The sequence below is a fragment of the Pseudomonas oryzihabitans genome, from assembly GCF_007665395.1.
In the GTDB taxonomy this organism is placed as follows: domain Bacteria; phylum Pseudomonadota; class Gammaproteobacteria; order Pseudomonadales; family Pseudomonadaceae; genus Chryseomonas; species Chryseomonas psychrotolerans_C.
On record NZ_VDND01000001.1, the window covers coordinates 378,785 to 392,460 of the forward strand.

The 13,676-nt window shown below is 65.6% G+C and carries 11 protein-coding genes; 8 read left to right on the forward strand and 3 right to left on the reverse strand.

Translation table 11 applies throughout. The features are described 5' to 3' along the window. Positions 1-4: 4 nt before the first annotated feature. Positions 5-970: a sensor domain-containing diguanylate cyclase gene (locus FSV73_RS01765; RefSeq protein ID WP_145002977.1), complete on the reverse strand. Its 966-nt coding sequence runs from the start codon at positions 968-970 to the stop codon at positions 5-7. 2 nt (positions 971-972) lie between these two features. Continuing rightward, the gene (locus FSV73_RS01770) at positions 973-1,935 is read right to left on the reverse strand and encodes a response regulator (protein WP_437179250.1); all 963 of its coding nucleotides are present in this window, start codon (positions 1,933-1,935) and stop codon (positions 973-975) included. Positions 1,936-2,158: 223 nt separating this feature from the next. Between FSV73_RS01770 and metH the strand changes: the two genes are divergently transcribed. Further along, on the forward strand, positions 2,159-5,917 hold the full coding sequence (gene metH / locus FSV73_RS01775) for a methionine synthase (RefSeq protein WP_186309138.1): 3,759 nt from the start codon (positions 2,159-2,161) through the stop codon (positions 5,915-5,917). A gap of 95 nt (positions 5,918-6,012) precedes the next feature. Further along, positions 6,013-7,140, forward strand: a complete 1,128-nt coding sequence (locus FSV73_RS01780; RefSeq protein ID WP_145002986.1) for a PQQ-dependent sugar dehydrogenase — start codon at positions 6,013-6,015, stop codon at positions 7,138-7,140. 35 nt (positions 7,141-7,175) lie between these two features. Here the strand turns inward: FSV73_RS01780 and FSV73_RS01785 are convergent, their stop codons facing one another. Continuing rightward, positions 7,176-7,478, reverse strand: coding sequence for a DUF1883 domain-containing protein (locus FSV73_RS01785; protein ID WP_007158402.1), 303 nt, complete (start codon positions 7,476-7,478; stop codon positions 7,176-7,178). 85 nt (positions 7,479-7,563) lie between these two features. Between FSV73_RS01785 and FSV73_RS01790 the strand changes: the two genes are divergently transcribed. The 6 genes from FSV73_RS01790 (at position 7,564) to efeB (ending at position 13,666) form a co-directional block, all read left to right on the forward strand. Continuing rightward, complete coding sequence (locus FSV73_RS01790) at positions 7,564-8,592, forward strand: RNA methyltransferase (protein ID WP_145002989.1); 1,029 nt, start codon at positions 7,564-7,566, stop codon at positions 8,590-8,592. 101 nt (positions 8,593-8,693) lie between these two features. Then, complete coding sequence (locus FSV73_RS01795; protein ID WP_145002992.1) at positions 8,694-9,098, forward strand: 3-phosphoshikimate 1-carboxyvinyltransferase; 405 nt, start codon at positions 8,694-8,696, stop codon at positions 9,096-9,098. 51 nt (positions 9,099-9,149) lie between these two features. Continuing rightward, positions 9,150-10,172, forward strand: a complete 1,023-nt coding sequence (locus FSV73_RS01800) for a twin-arginine translocation pathway signal protein (RefSeq protein ID WP_145002995.1) — start codon at positions 9,150-9,152, stop codon at positions 10,170-10,172. 154 nt (positions 10,173-10,326) lie between these two features. Beyond that, the gene (gene efeU, locus FSV73_RS01805) at positions 10,327-11,181 is read left to right on the forward strand and encodes an iron uptake transporter permease EfeU (protein ID WP_145002998.1); all 855 of its coding nucleotides are present in this window, start codon (positions 10,327-10,329) and stop codon (positions 11,179-11,181) included. A 41-nt stretch (positions 11,182-11,222) separates the two neighbouring features. Further along, positions 11,223-12,377 (forward strand): iron uptake system protein EfeO, encoded by a 1,155-nt coding sequence (gene efeO, locus FSV73_RS01810; protein ID WP_145004157.1) that lies wholly within the window; start codon positions 11,223-11,225, stop codon positions 12,375-12,377. Continuing rightward, the gene (gene efeB, locus FSV73_RS01815) at positions 12,374-13,666 is read left to right on the forward strand and encodes an iron uptake transporter deferrochelatase/peroxidase subunit (RefSeq protein ID WP_145003001.1); all 1,293 of its coding nucleotides are present in this window, start codon (positions 12,374-12,376) and stop codon (positions 13,664-13,666) included. Before efeO ends, efeB begins: the two co-directional genes overlap by 4 nt. The last annotated feature ends 10 nt before the right edge of the window (positions 13,667-13,676 follow it).

Here is a 13,676-nt window from a genome sequence, read left to right on the forward strand (position 1 = left end):
GCAGTCAGTCCAGGCGGTGGACGAAGCTGGTGACCCTGTTGCGCCCGGCGTGCTTGGATTCGTACAGGGCCTTGTCGGCCTGCTGGATCAGTTGCTCGTGGTTGCCCAGCGGGACCGACAGGTCGGTGATGCCGACGCTGATGGTGAAGGCCACCGGCGTGCCCAGCACGTCCAGGCGCATGGCCTCGACCGCCTCGCGCAGTCGTTCGGCGAGCAGGCGCGCGCCCTCCACCGCCGTGTCGAGCAGGGCCACGCCGAACTCCTCGCCACCGTAGCGGCCGGCGATGTCGGCATTGCGCACATGGGTCTTGATCACCCCGGCCAGGGCCTTGATCGCCTGGTCGCCGACCGCGTGGCCATAGGTGTCGTTGATGCGCTTGAAATGATCGATGTCGAGCATCATCAGCGCCAGGCGACCGCCATAGCGCTGGTGCCGGGCGAATTCCTCGATCAGGCGCTCCTCCCAGTAGCCGCGGTTGGCGAGGCCGGTGAGCCGATCGGTACGCGACAATTCCTGCAGCTTGTCGTTGGAAAACTCCAGCTGCCGCTTGTTGATGGCCACGTCGGTGACGTCGTAGATCACCACGCAGATATGCGCGATGGCCCCGGTGGAGTCGCGGAGCGGCAGCAAGGTCACGTTCTGGTACATGAAGGCTTCCACGCCGGTGATCGGCTGGTAGCTCTTGAAATGCACCAGGTAGGGCCGCTGCTCCCAGATGGAGAAGGCCCGGGTACCCAGCAGCACCACGCTCTCGGCCTTGGCCCGGAACCAGGCTTCGTCGATTTCCGCGAAGACCGCGAACAGCGACTGCTGGTTGACCTCGCTCAAGATCTGCCCGGAGTGGTTTTCCATGAAGCTGTTCCAGACCTCGATCCGGTAGTCGAGATCCAGCACCACTACGCCGACATCGATGTTCTGCACGATGTCCAGCAGCCAGTGGAGTTCGTTGATATCGATCTGTGCGGCCATGCTCAACTCATCAGGTAGCCGATCTTGCGGGTGATGCGTTTCACCGAGTCCTCGGTGAACAGCAGCAGCAGATCGAAGTGGACGTTGTGGCCTTCCAGGCTGTAGCTGAGTTCGACGGCCAGGGTCTTCTTCCAGCGGGTCTTGTTGATGACGATGAGTTCGTCGATGGACGCATGGTGGCCGAGGATGGTGGGATGCCCCTGGGAGAAGCGGATATCGAATTGCTCGGCGATGCCGGCCAGGCAGGCGCCGATGATGATGCTCGACAGGTCCAGCAGCATCTCGATGTCGCCCGACTGCCCTGCTTCACGCCAGCGCACCAGCCGCGCCATGTCGTCGAATTCTGAGTCATGGAAGATCAGCAGCGCCTCGCCGGCGATGCCCTCGCCGATGTAGCCCTGGCAGACCGCGCTGAGCCGATCCTCGCGCTGGGCATCCTGCAAAGTCATGTGCAGCTCGCTGACTTCGAGGATGTTGACGTTGGGAATGGGTAGTTCGACAAAGACGTCCAACGCCTTCGCCAACAGCGCACCGGCGCGGCCCATGGATACGTTGACCACCTCGCGGAAGGCATCGCGGAAGCTGACCTGCAGCTCCGGGCGTTCGAGCGGCTGCGCCGGCAGGGAGGGACTCGGACTGTAGAGGCCGTGGCGCTCGAGCACTGCGGCGAGTTCGCCTGGATCCGCCGGCTTGCGCAGGAAGTCCAGCGCGCCGAGTTCGCGGACCCGGGCCACCGCCTGCTCCTGGACGTCGCCGGAGACGACGATCACCTTGACCGCCAGCCCTTCGTTGCGGATGGCCGCCAGGGTGCCGTAGCCGTCCAGGATCGGCATGGTCAGGTCCAGCAACATCACCTGGCCAAGGCCCTGACGCAGCGCGACCAGGGCTTCTTCGCCATTGGTCGCCTGGGTGATGGATACCGCCCAGCCTTCCGGCAGGGAGCGAACCAGCTGCTTGCGCGCCATGTTCGAGTCGTCGCATATCACCAGAGGAATCACGGCTACCTTCCATGACGCGGTTTTGACGCACAGTAAACGTCTGATATCAGACAGTAAAGCAGCACTTGGCCGGCTTGCACGCCCCTGCCTTGCACGGCTGGCATCGGCCGCATGAGAAAGGCGCCGACCCTGCATGAGCGCAGCTCATCTTGCCGGGTTGCCAATGCCGGGACCAACGCCCGCTTTTGCTATGCTGCCACCCTTTGCCCCGTGCCTCCTCTTTTTCCTTGGAACGCCCATGACCGATCGTACCGCTCGCCTGTCCGCCCTTCGCCATGCCCTCGCGCAGCGCATCCTCATCCTCGACGGCGGCATGGGCACCATGATCCAGAGCTATCGGCTGGAGGAAGCGGACTACCGTGGCGAGCGCTTCGCCGACTGGCCCAGCGACGTCAAGGGCAACAACGACCTGCTGCTGCTGACCCAGCCGCGGATCATCGCCGAGATCGAAAAAGCCTACCTGGACGCTGGCGCGGACATCCTCGAGACCAACACCTTCAATGCCACCCGGGTATCCCAGGCCGACTACGGCATGGAAGAAATCACCTATGAGCTGAACCTGGCCGGCGCCCGGGTCGCCCGCGAGGTGGCCGACGCCAAGACCCTGGAGACGCCGGACCGGCCGCGCTTCGTCGCCGGCGTGCTCGGCCCGACCAGTCGGACCTGCTCCATCTCCCCGGACGTCAACAACCCCGGCTATCGCAACGTCACCTTCGACGAACTGGTGGAGAACTACACCGAGGCCACCCGCGGCCTGATCGAAGGCGGCGCCGACCTCATCCTGATCGAGACCATCTTCGACACCCTCAACGCCAAGGCGGCGATCTTCGCGGTCCAGGGCGTATTTGAGGAGGTTGGCGTCGAGTTGCCGATCATGATCTCCGGCACCATCACCGACGCCTCCGGTCGTACCCTGTCCGGCCAGACCACCGAGGCCTTCTGGAACTCGGTGCGCCACGCCAACCCAATTTCCGTGGGCCTCAACTGCGCCCTGGGGGCCAAGGAACTGCGGCCCTATGTCGAGGAACTGGCGACCAAGGCCGACACCTTCGTCTCGGCCCACCCCAATGCCGGCCTGCCCAATGCCTTCGGTGAATACGACGAAACCCCGGCACAGATGGCCGTGGTGGTCGAGGAATTCGCTGCCAGTGGCCTGCTCAACATCGTCGGCGGTTGCTGCGGCACCACCCCGGCGCATATCCAGGCCATCGCCGAGGCCGTCGCCAAGCACGCCCCGCGCCAGTTGCCGGACATTCCCAAGGCCTGTCGCCTGTCGGGCCTGGAGCCCTTCACCATCAGCCGCGAGTCGCTGTTCGTCAACGTCGGCGAGCGCACCAACATCACCGGTTCGGCCAAGTTCGCCCGGCTGATCCGCGAGGAGAACTACGCCGAGGCCCTGGAAGTGGCCCAGCAGCAGGTCGAAGCCGGCGCCCAGGTCATCGACATCAACATGGACGAGGGCATGCTGGACTCGAAGGCGGCCATGGTCACCTTCCTCAACCTGATCGCCTCCGAGCCGGACATCTCCCGGGTGCCGATCATGATCGACTCCTCCAAGTGGGAAGTGATCGAAGCAGGCCTCAAGTGCATCCAGGGCAAGGGCATCGTCAACTCCATCTCCATGAAGGAGGGCGTCGAGGCCTTCATCCATCACGCCAAGCTATGCAAGAGATACGGCGCGGCGGTGGTGGTCATGGCCTTCGACGAAGACGGCCAGGCCGACACCGAGGCGCGCAAGAACGAGATCTGCGCCCGTTCCTACGACATCCTGGTCAACCAGGTCGGCTTCCCGCCGGAAGACATCATCTTCGACCCGAACATCTTCGCCGTGGCCACGGGTATCGAGGAACACAACAACTACGCGGTCGACTTCATCAACGCCTGCGCCTATATCCGCGACAACCTGCCCTACGCCCTCACCTCCGGCGGCGTGTCCAACGTCTCCTTCTCCTTCCGCGGCAACAACCCGGTGCGCGAGGCCATCCACTCGGTCTTCCTCTACCACGCCATCCAGAACGGCCTGACCATGGGCATCGTCAATGCCGGTCAGCTGGAGATCTACGACGAGATCCCCGCAGCCCTGCGTGAGAAGGTCGAGGACGTGGTGCTCAACCGCACCCCCGAGGGTACCGACGCCCTGCTGGCCATCGCCGACGACTACAAGGGCGGCGGCGCGGTCAAGGAAGCCGAGACCGAGGAGTGGCGTGGCCTGCCGGTGGACAAGCGCCTGGAGCACGCCCTGGTCAAGGGCATCACCACCTACATCGTCGAGGACACCGAGGAGTGCCGCCAGCAGTGCGCGCGGCCCATCGAGGTCATCGAAGGCCCGTTGATGAGTGGCATGAATGTGGTCGGCGACCTGTTCGGCTCGGGCAAGATGTTCCTGCCCCAGGTGGTCAAGTCCGCCCGGGTGATGAAGCAGGCGGTGGCCCACCTGATCCCCTTCATCGAGGCGGAGAAAGGCGACAAGCCCGAAGCCAAGGGCAAGATCCTCATGGCCACGGTCAAGGGCGACGTCCATGACATCGGCAAGAACATCGTAGGCGTGGTGCTGGGCTGCAACGGCTACGACATCGTCGACCTGGGTGTGATGGTCCCAGCGGAAAAGATCCTGCAGACCGCCATCGCCGAGAAGTGCGACATCATCGGCCTCTCCGGCCTCATTACCCCTTCGCTGGACGAGATGGTCCACGTCGCCAAGGAGATGCAGCGGCAGGGCTTCACCCTGCCGCTGATGATCGGCGGCGCCACCACCTCCAAGGCCCATACTGCGGTCAAGATCGAGCCGCAGTACAAGAATGATGCCGTGGTCTACGTCACCGATGCCTCGCGCGCCGTAGGTGTGGCCACCCAGCTGCTGTCCAAGGAACTCAAGGCCGGCTTCGTCGAACGCACCCGCGTCGACTACGTGGAGGTGCGCGAGCGCACCGCCAGTCGTAGCGCCCGCACCGAACGCCTGTCCTATGAGAAAGCGGTGGCCAACAAGCCGGCCTTCAATTGGCTGGGCTACCAGGCGACCAAGCCGAGCTTCACCGGCACCCGGGTGCTGGAGGACATCGACCTGGCGGTACTGGCCGAGTACATCGACTGGACGCCCTTCTTCATCTCCTGGGACCTGGCCGGCAAGTACCCGCGCATCCTCACCGACGAGGTGGTGGGTGAAGCGGCGACCGCGCTGTTCCACGATGCCCAGGCCATGCTCAAGAAGCTGATCGACGAGAAGCTGATCAAGGCCCGCGCCGTGTTCGGCTTCTGGCCAGCCAACCAGGTGCGCGACGATGACCTGGAAGTCTATGGCGAGGATGGCCAACCCCTGGCCACCCTGCACCATCTGCGTCAGCAGACCATCAAGCCCGAGGGCAAGCCCAATCTGTCCCTGGCCGACTTCGTCGCGCCCAAGGAAACGGGGGTGACCGACTACGTGGGCGGCTTCATCGTCACCGCCGGTATTGGCGCCGAGGAGCTGGCCAAGGATTACGAGCGCAAGGGCGATGACTACAACTCCATCATGGTCAAGGCCCTGGCCGACCGCCTAGCCGAGGCCTGCGCCGAATGGCTGCACGAGCGGGTGCGCAAGGAGCACTGGGGCTATGCCGCCGAGGAGACGCTCGACAACGAGGCGCTGATCCGCGAGCAGTACAAGGGCATCCGCCCTGCCCCCGGCTATCCGGCCTGCCCCGACCACACCGAGAAGGCCACCCTCTTCGCCCTGCTCGACCCCGAGGCACGCTTCAACGAAGCCGGCCGCAGCGGTGTCTTCCTCACCGAACACTACGCCATGTTCCCCGCCGCCGCCGTCAGCGGTTGGTACTTCGCCCATCCCGAGGCCCAGTACTTCGCCGTGGGCAAGATCGACAAGGATCAGGTCGAGCGTTACACCGAGCGCAAGAGGCAAGACCTGGCGGTGACGGAGCGGTGGTTGGCGCCTAATTTGGGGTATGACAACTAGCCTGGCAGACGCCTCAAGTAACAAAGACGCGGCCCTTTTCGCGGGCGTCCCTACTAGGGTGTAGGGGGACTTCCACCGACGAGGACCGCGTGCCCATGAGAGGCCTTACCCTAGCCGCCGGCAGTCTCCTGCTTGGCCTTGCCACCCTGAATGCCAGTGCCGCGCCCCAGCCGCTGAGTGAAGCTCAGTGGCCCTTCACCGCGACCCCACGGGCCACCCTGGACGCCCCTTGGGCCATCGCCTTCCTGCCTGACGGTACGGTCCTGGTCACCGAGAAGGGTGGCACGCTCAAGCATCTAGATGTGCAGACCGGCAAGGCGCAGGACATCAGTGGCGTGCCCAAGGTGGTCCATGCGGGCCAGGGCGGGTTGGGCGATGTCATCCTGCATCCACAGTACGCCAGTAACCGGCTGATCTATCTCAGCTACGCAGAGGCTGGCGAAGGCGGTACCCAGGGCGCCACCGTGGCTCGCGCCAAGCTGACCCTGCAAGAAGACGGCAGCGGCTCGCTCAGCGACCTCAAGGTGATCTGGCGCCAGACGCCCAAGGTGACTGGCAATGGCCACTACGGCCATCGGATGAAATTCGGGCCGGACGGCAAGCTATGGATCACCTCCGGCGAGCGGCAGAAATTCACCCCCGCCCAGGACATGAGCGGCAACCTCGGCAAGCTCATCCGTCTCAACGACGATGGCAGCGTTCCTCAAGACAACCCCTTCGCTAAGCAAGGCGGTGTCGCGGCGCAGGTCTGGTCCCTGGGTCATCGCAATCCGCTGGGTATCGCCTTCGACGCCCAGGGACGGCTGTGGGAGCAGGAGATGGGCCCCCAGGGCGGGGACGAGCTGAATCTGATCCAGCGTGGTGGCAACTACGGCTATCCCGAGGTCTCCAATGGCGACCACTACGGCGGCAAGCCGATTCCAGATCACGCCACCCGGCCGGAATTCATCCCGCCGAAGATCACCTGGACCCCGGTGATCTCGCCCGCTGGGTTGATGATCTACCAGGGCGACCGCTTCCCCGCCTGGCAGGGCAATGCCTTCATCGGCGGGCTGTCGTCCAAGGCGCTGGTGCGGATCGAACTCAAGGGCGAAGAGGCCCGCGAGGTGGAGCGCTATGCCATGGGCACGCGCATCCGCGATGTCGAGGAAGGCCCCAACGGCAGTCTCTGGGTCTTGGAAGACGGGACGAACGCGCGGCTGCTGGAATTGCAGCCGAAGTAGCGGCCAGGGTCACCCAGGGAGGGGTGACCGCTGTCTCAGCGTAGCTCGGAAGGCGAGCGGCGGACGATCTTGATCGAGTGCTTGATGTCGGGCTTGCGGGTCACGCTGATCGGCCGCTTGGTGACGGTATCCAGGGTAATGTTCCAAAAGCCGGTGCTGGGAACGGTGATGCGCGCCGGAAAGGTATCGAAGGCGCCGCCATGGTAGGTGTGGCGGCCGCCATTCTTGAAGCTACGGAAATTGGCATCGTTCATCAGGCGGATGTTGCACACCCCCGAACTCTGGATGACGACCAGATCGCCCTCGTTGAGATGCTCGCGCTGGTGGATGAACTTCATGACGGGTCCTCGTCGTGCAAAGGACTAGGATAGCATCCCTGCCCTGTCCTATTATCGCCGCCCGCCCTCGACCTGCCCTTTTCCCATGCGTATTGCCGATGTCGTCCAGTTGCTCGCCGCTGCCGGTGCCAAGCCCAAGCACAGCGCCCGGATCCTGCGCGCCTGGTGCCAGGGCCTGCCGCTGGACACCGGCACCCGCCGCCAGCAGGCGGAGAACTTCCTGCCCCTGGAGGTACGCCAGGCGATCCCGGCGCTGACCGCACGACTGGAAGGCCTGGCCAGGATGACCTCGGAGCATCCTGGCGCCGACGGTTCGGCGCGGATGCTGGTGACCCTCGCGGATGGCCAGGCGGTGGAAAGCGTGTTGCTGCCCCGCGATGGCCTCTGCGTGTCGTCCCAGGTCGGCTGCGCCGTGGGTTGCGTGTTCTGCATGACCGGCAAGAGTGGCCTGCTGCGGCAGGTGGGCAGCGCCGAGATCGTTGCCCAGGTGGCCTTGGCGCGCCGGATCAGGCCGGTCAAGAAGGTGGTCTTCATGGGCATGGGCGAGCCAGCCCACAACCTGGACAACGTGCTGGAAGCCATCGACCTGCTGGGTACCGCCGGTGGCATCGGTCATCGCAACCTGGTGTTCTCCACGGTGGGTGATCCTCGGGTGTTCGAGCGCCTGCCCCGGCAGGAGGTCAGGCCCGCCCTGGCGCTGTCGCTGCACAGCACCAACGCCGAGCGCCGGGCCCGACTGTTGCCCAGGGCGCCGCGCTACGAGCCCGCCGACTTGATCGCTCAGGGCGAAGCCTATGCCCGGCTGATCGGCTACCCCATCCAGTACCAGTGGACCCTGCTCGCAGGGATCAACGACAGCCAGGAAGAAATGGACGAGCTCCTGCGGCTCATGAAAGGCAAGTACGGTGTGCTAAACCTCATCCCCTACAACAGCCTGCAAGTGGACGACTACCAGCGCCCCGACGGCGAGCGCATCGTCCAGATCGTGCGCTACCTGCACAGCCGTGGCGTGCTTACCAAGGTACGCAACTCCGCCGGCCAGGACGTTGATGGCGGTTGTGGCCAGCTACGCGCCCGGGCGGAGGTGCTGCGACCGCGACGCGTTGGCGCCTGACCGATCATCCCGCGGACGGCTCCGCCCATCGGTTGCGGCGGAACACCCCCACGTCCGCTCCCTCAGAGTGCATTCGCACCATTCAGAGGGAAGCTCCTTTCATGCAGGACCGCATCAAACGCCATGATCCTTTCATCGCTGGCTTGAAGGAGCGACTTCCCGAAGAGTTGCGCGAATCCTTCACCGACGCCCAGCTGGAAGCCCTCAAGCTGGCTTTCGGTACCCGCAGCTGGAACAAGCACCGCGTGGATTTGCGGGGCACCGTGAAGTTCTGGCACCGCCGCTACTATTTCGTCTTCCTGGCCGGCCGCAACTACCGCGAACTTTCGCGCCTGGAACAGGAATTGTCGCTGCTCGGCAAGGCCACGGTGATGGCGGTAATCCTGCTGGCCTGCGGCCTGGTCGGCCTGCTGCTGCTCTATCTGCTCAAGTCCGCGTTGAACATCGACATCTTCCCCGACTACTCCTTCGGAGTTTGGACCTGGTTCAAGGGTCTATTCGACTAGCACGGACTTGCTTGACCCTGGCACGGAGGCTTGCCCCTCGGGAGACCTCCTATGCTTCACCTGAATCGTCGCCGGACCCTTGGCCTGTTGGCCGCCAGTGCCGCCCTGCCTCTTCTGGGCGCCTATCCACTCAAGACACTGGCCGCCGGCGAGGAATATCTCGCCCTGGTCGAAAAGGAAGCCCCGGGCGTTGGCTTCTATCGGCTGGCGGACGGCAAGCGCGTCGGCAGTCTCGAACTGCCGACCCAGCCTCACGAGATCGTCGCTGACCGCCAGGGGCGCTTTGCCTACGTCGGTCAATACGGTGTCAAAAGCTGGCAGGCGCCCGGCGAGGGTGGCCATCAGGTCAGCGTGATCGATCTGGCCGCCCAGCGGCTGGTGCGCGCCATCGACCTGGCGCCCTACCACCGGCTGCACGGCATGCGCCTGGACGACCAGGGTCGCCTCTATGTGCTCAGCGAGACCGATTCGCTGCTCATCCGCTTCGACCAGCCGGCTACCGACGCCTCGCCCAGCCAGATCGTCCCCGTCGGGGGTACCCGCAGCCACTACTTCGTACTGACCCGCGACGGTCGCCGCGCCTACGTGGCGGATACCCTGAGCGGCCTGGTGATCCTGGTGAATGCCCATAATCCCGCCGTCCTGCCGGTGAAAAGATTCCTCGGCCAGGCGCCCGAGGGCTGCTGCCTGAGCCCGGACGAGCGCACCTTCTATGTGCTGGATCGCTTCGCCGGCATACTGCATGCGCTGGACGCTCGCGACCTGACCCCGCTGCGGCAGGCCAAGCTGCGCGGCGAGGCGGTGCGGGTCGCCGCCTTGCCGGATGGGCGCCTGCTGGTGTCCAACCTGGCGGACAAGAGCCTGTCGCTGCTGCGCCCCGACACCCTGGCCGAGGTGGCCTACCTGCCCATGGGCAGCGCCGTGCCCGGCCTCAACGTCGATGCCAGAGGCGAGCGGCTATTCGCCGCCCTCGAAGACAACCAGCTGGCGGTCGTCGACCTGCGCAGCTGGCGGGAGCTCCGGCGCTTCTCCACCGGCAAGTCACCGGACACCGCCGTGGCCTTCCTGGCCTGAGTCGGGGCCGTACCGCGCCAGGCGTCTGGGCGCCAAAAGGCGCAAGGATCGCGGTACGAGAATCATCCTCATTTAACAATCCGAATCATTGTGATACAAATCACCGATCTCCGGGCGCATTGGCGCGCCCGCGCTCATGTCGGTGACTTTCTCCATGCTCGTCCCCTTTCTGATCATGCTCCGCGAAGGCATCGAAGCGGCGCTCATCGTCGGCATCATCGCCAGCTATCTGCAGCGGACCGGCCGGGGGCATTGGATGCCTGCGGTCTGGATCGGCGTGATGCTGGCCGCTGCCCTCGCCCTCTTCGTCGGCGCCGGCCTGCAACTGGCCAGCGCCGAGTTTCCGCAGCGCCAGCAGGAACTCTTCGAAGCGGTGGTCGGCCTGGCCGCGACCGCCATCCTCACCTCCATGGTGTTCTGGATGCGCAAGGCCGCGCGCTCGATCAAGACCGAGCTGCACGCGTCGCTGGACGCTGCCCTGTCCGCCTCACGCAACCAGGTCTATGCCCTGATCGGCATGGTGTTCCTGGCCGTCGCCCGTGAGGGCCTGGAGACCGTCTTCTTCCTGCTGGCCATCTTCCAGCAGAGCGAGGGCCCCGGCGCGCCCCTGGGCGCCCTGCTGGGCCTGACCATCGCTCTTGCGGTCGGCTACGGCCTGTACAACGGCGGCGTACGGCTGAACCTCGGCAAATTCTTCCGCTTCACCGGGCTGTTCATCCTGTTCGTGGCCGCCGGCCTGTTCACCAATTCCATCAAGGCGCTGCACGAAGCCGGGCTGTGGAATTCGCTGCAACAGGTGGTGTTCGACTGGAGCCACGTACTGCCCGCCGACGGTCCGGTCGGTACGGTGCTGGCCGGCATGTTCGGCTATCAGGACACCCCGACGGTCAGCACCCTCGGCGCCTATCTGCTGTTCCTGGCCGTCACCCTGCCACTGTTCTTCCGCCCGCCCGCGCCCGCGCAACGCCCGGCCGCCGCCACCCCCGCCTCGCTGGAGCGCCCCTCTTGAACGCACCCCTTGCCCAGCCCCCGAAGAAGACGTCGGCAGCCATGCGCCTGGCCGTGGCGGGGTCCGCAACGCTGCTGATCGTAGCGGCCGCCGCCTTCTACTACGCTTCGCGCTCCGCCGGTCAGCGCCATGCCGCGGTGGGCGATGGTGAAGTCAGGGTCGATATCCTGGCCAACCGCTGCGAACCCAATGCGCTGGAAGTACCCGCGGGTCCGGCGCGCTTCCGCATCGTCAACCGCTCGGACCGGGCCGTGGAATGGGAAATTCTCGCTGGCGTCCTGGTGGTGGAAGAGCGCGAGAACATCGCGCCTGGCCTCAGCCAGGTCATCAATGCCACCCTGGCTCCCGGCGACTACGCCATTACCTGCGGCTTGCTGAGCAATCCGCGCGGAACCCTGAAGGTGTTGCCCACGGCAGCATCAGAGGCCGCCAGCAAGGCAGGTCCGACTCTGACCCAGTTCGTCGGACCGCTGTCCGAATACCGGGTCTATCTCAACCAGCAGAGCCGGTTGCTGCTGCAGGGCATCACCACCCTGCAAGAGGCGCTGGCCACGGGTGACCTGGGCCAGGCGCGCGCCGCCTACGCCGCGGCCCGCCTGCCCTACCAGCGCCTGGCGGCGACGGCCCAGCGTTTCGCCGAACTGGACAACCGCCTCAACGCCCGCGCCGACTACTACGAAAAGCGCGAGCAGGATCCGGCCTTCGGCGGCTTCCACCGCATCGAGCAAGGCCTCTTCGCCGCCGGCGGCACGGCGGGACTGGAACCCGTCGCCGCTCGCCTGCAGCAGGACGCCGCGGCCCTGCGCGATGCCCTGCTCGGCCAGGCGCTGCCGCCCGAGCAGCTCAGCGGCAATGCCGCCCGCTTGCTGCACAACCTCGCCAGCACCCGGATCTCGGGTGAGGAAGAACGCTACAGCCAGCTCGTCCTGCCTGGTTTCGCCGCCAATCTGGACGGCACGCGCAAGGTGATCGGGTTGCTGCGCCCGCTGCTCGGCAAGGGGCATCCCGAACTTCAGCACCGCCTGGATACCCAGGCCGACGCCTTGGCAACAGCGCTGGGCGATGTCCAGCGTCCCTACTCCGCCCTTTCACCTGACGACCGCCAGCGCGTCGCCACGGCGGCCCAGGCCCTGGCCGACTCCCTCGACCAGGTCGCCCCGGCCCTGGGCCTTGCCGCGACCAAGACCACGCCATGAAGAAGTCCGCTCCCGATCAGCCCAACATCGAACGTCGCCGCCTGCTAGGTGGCCTCGGCGCCGCCAGCGTGGCCCTGGCCGGTGCCGGGCTCTGCCCGATGCATGCCCGGGCGGCCAGCACCGCCGAAGTCACCCGCGCGCCCGGCAGCACCAATACCCATCAGCGCCAAGCCTTCCTCGGGCAGCACCAGAGCGGCATCGTCACCCCGCGTCCAGCAGCCGGGATGATCGTGGCCTTCGATGTGCTGGCCAGCGATCGTGAAGACCTGGAACGGCTGCTGCGTACCCTCGACGAACGCATCCGCTTTCTGATGCAGGGCGGTCCGGTCCCGGAAGTGGACCCCAAATTGCCGCCGCTGGATTCCGGCATCCTCGGGCCAGTGGTGACGCCGGACAACCTCACCATCACCGTCTCGGTGGGTGAATCCCTGTTCGACGACCGCTTCGGCCTGACCGCGGCCAAGCCGCGCCAGTTGCAGCGCATGAGCGGTTTTCCCAACGATGCTCTGGAGGCGGACTGCTGCCACGGCGATCTCTGCCTGCAGTTCTGCGCCAACACCCCCGACACCAACATCCACGCCCTGCGCGACATCGTGAAGAACCTGCCCGACCTGCTGGCGATCCGCTGGAAACAGGAGGGCAGCGTACCGGTGCAGGACCCACCGCCCGGGCAACCGGCGGAGAGCGCGCGCAATTTCCTCGGCTTCCGCGATGGCTCGGCCAATCCGGATTCCACCGATGTCCAGGCCATGGAGCGCATCGTCTGGGTCCAGCCCGACAGCGGCGAGCCGGCCTGGGCGGCCCAGGGCAGCTACCAGGCGGTACGCATCATCCGCAATTTCGTCGAACGCTGGGATCGCACGCCACTGCAGGAGCAGGAGGCCATCTTCGGTCGGCGCAAGGCCAGCGGCTCACCCATGGCCGGTGGCCACGAAACCGACGTACCGGACTACGCCAGCGATCCCAAGGGCGCCATCACGCCCCTGGACGCCCATATCCGCCTGGCCAATCCGCGCACCGCGGAGAGCCAGCGCAACCTGATCCTGCGCCGGCCCTTCAACTACTCCAACGGCGTACGCAAGAACGGCCAGCTCGACATGGGGCTGCTGTTCATTGCCTACCAGGCCGATCTGGAACAGGGCTTCATCGCCGTGCAGAAGCGTCTGGATGGCGAGCCGCTGGAGGAATACATCAAGCCCATCGGCGGCGGTTACTTCTTCGTCCTGCCCGGGGTCACCGATCCAAAGGATTATCTCGGCCGCAGCCTGTTGGCCGCGGCAACGTCTTGAACCCTCGACA

Excerpts from the sequence above, each read along its gene's own strand:
- FSV73_RS01765 (WP_145002977.1), bottom strand. The coding sequence starts at position 970 with ATGGCCGCACAGATCGATATCAACGAACTCCACTGGCTGCTGGACATC.
- FSV73_RS01770 (WP_437179250.1), bottom strand. The coding sequence starts at position 1,935 with ATGGCGCGCAAGCAGCTGGTTCGCTCCCTGCCGGAAGGCTGGGCGGTA.
- metH (WP_186309138.1), top strand. The coding sequence starts at position 2,159 with ATGCTGCCACCCTTTGCCCCGTGCCTCCTCTTTTTCCTTGGAACGCCC.
- FSV73_RS01780 (WP_145002986.1), top strand. The coding sequence starts at position 6,013 with ATGAGAGGCCTTACCCTAGCCGCCGGCAGTCTCCTGCTTGGCCTTGCC.
- FSV73_RS01785 (WP_007158402.1), bottom strand. The coding sequence starts at position 7,478 with ATGAAGTTCATCCACCAGCGCGAGCATCTCAACGAGGGCGATCTGGTC.
- FSV73_RS01790 (WP_145002989.1), top strand. The coding sequence starts at position 7,564 with ATGCGTATTGCCGATGTCGTCCAGTTGCTCGCCGCTGCCGGTGCCAAG.
- FSV73_RS01795 (WP_145002992.1), top strand. The coding sequence starts at position 8,694 with ATGCAGGACCGCATCAAACGCCATGATCCTTTCATCGCTGGCTTGAAG.
- FSV73_RS01800 (WP_145002995.1), top strand. The coding sequence starts at position 9,150 with ATGCTTCACCTGAATCGTCGCCGGACCCTTGGCCTGTTGGCCGCCAGT.
- efeU (WP_145002998.1), top strand. The coding sequence starts at position 10,327 with ATGCTCGTCCCCTTTCTGATCATGCTCCGCGAAGGCATCGAAGCGGCG.
- efeO (WP_145004157.1), top strand. The coding sequence starts at position 11,223 with ATGCGCCTGGCCGTGGCGGGGTCCGCAACGCTGCTGATCGTAGCGGCC.
- efeB (WP_145003001.1), top strand. The coding sequence starts at position 12,374 with ATGAAGAAGTCCGCTCCCGATCAGCCCAACATCGAACGTCGCCGCCTG.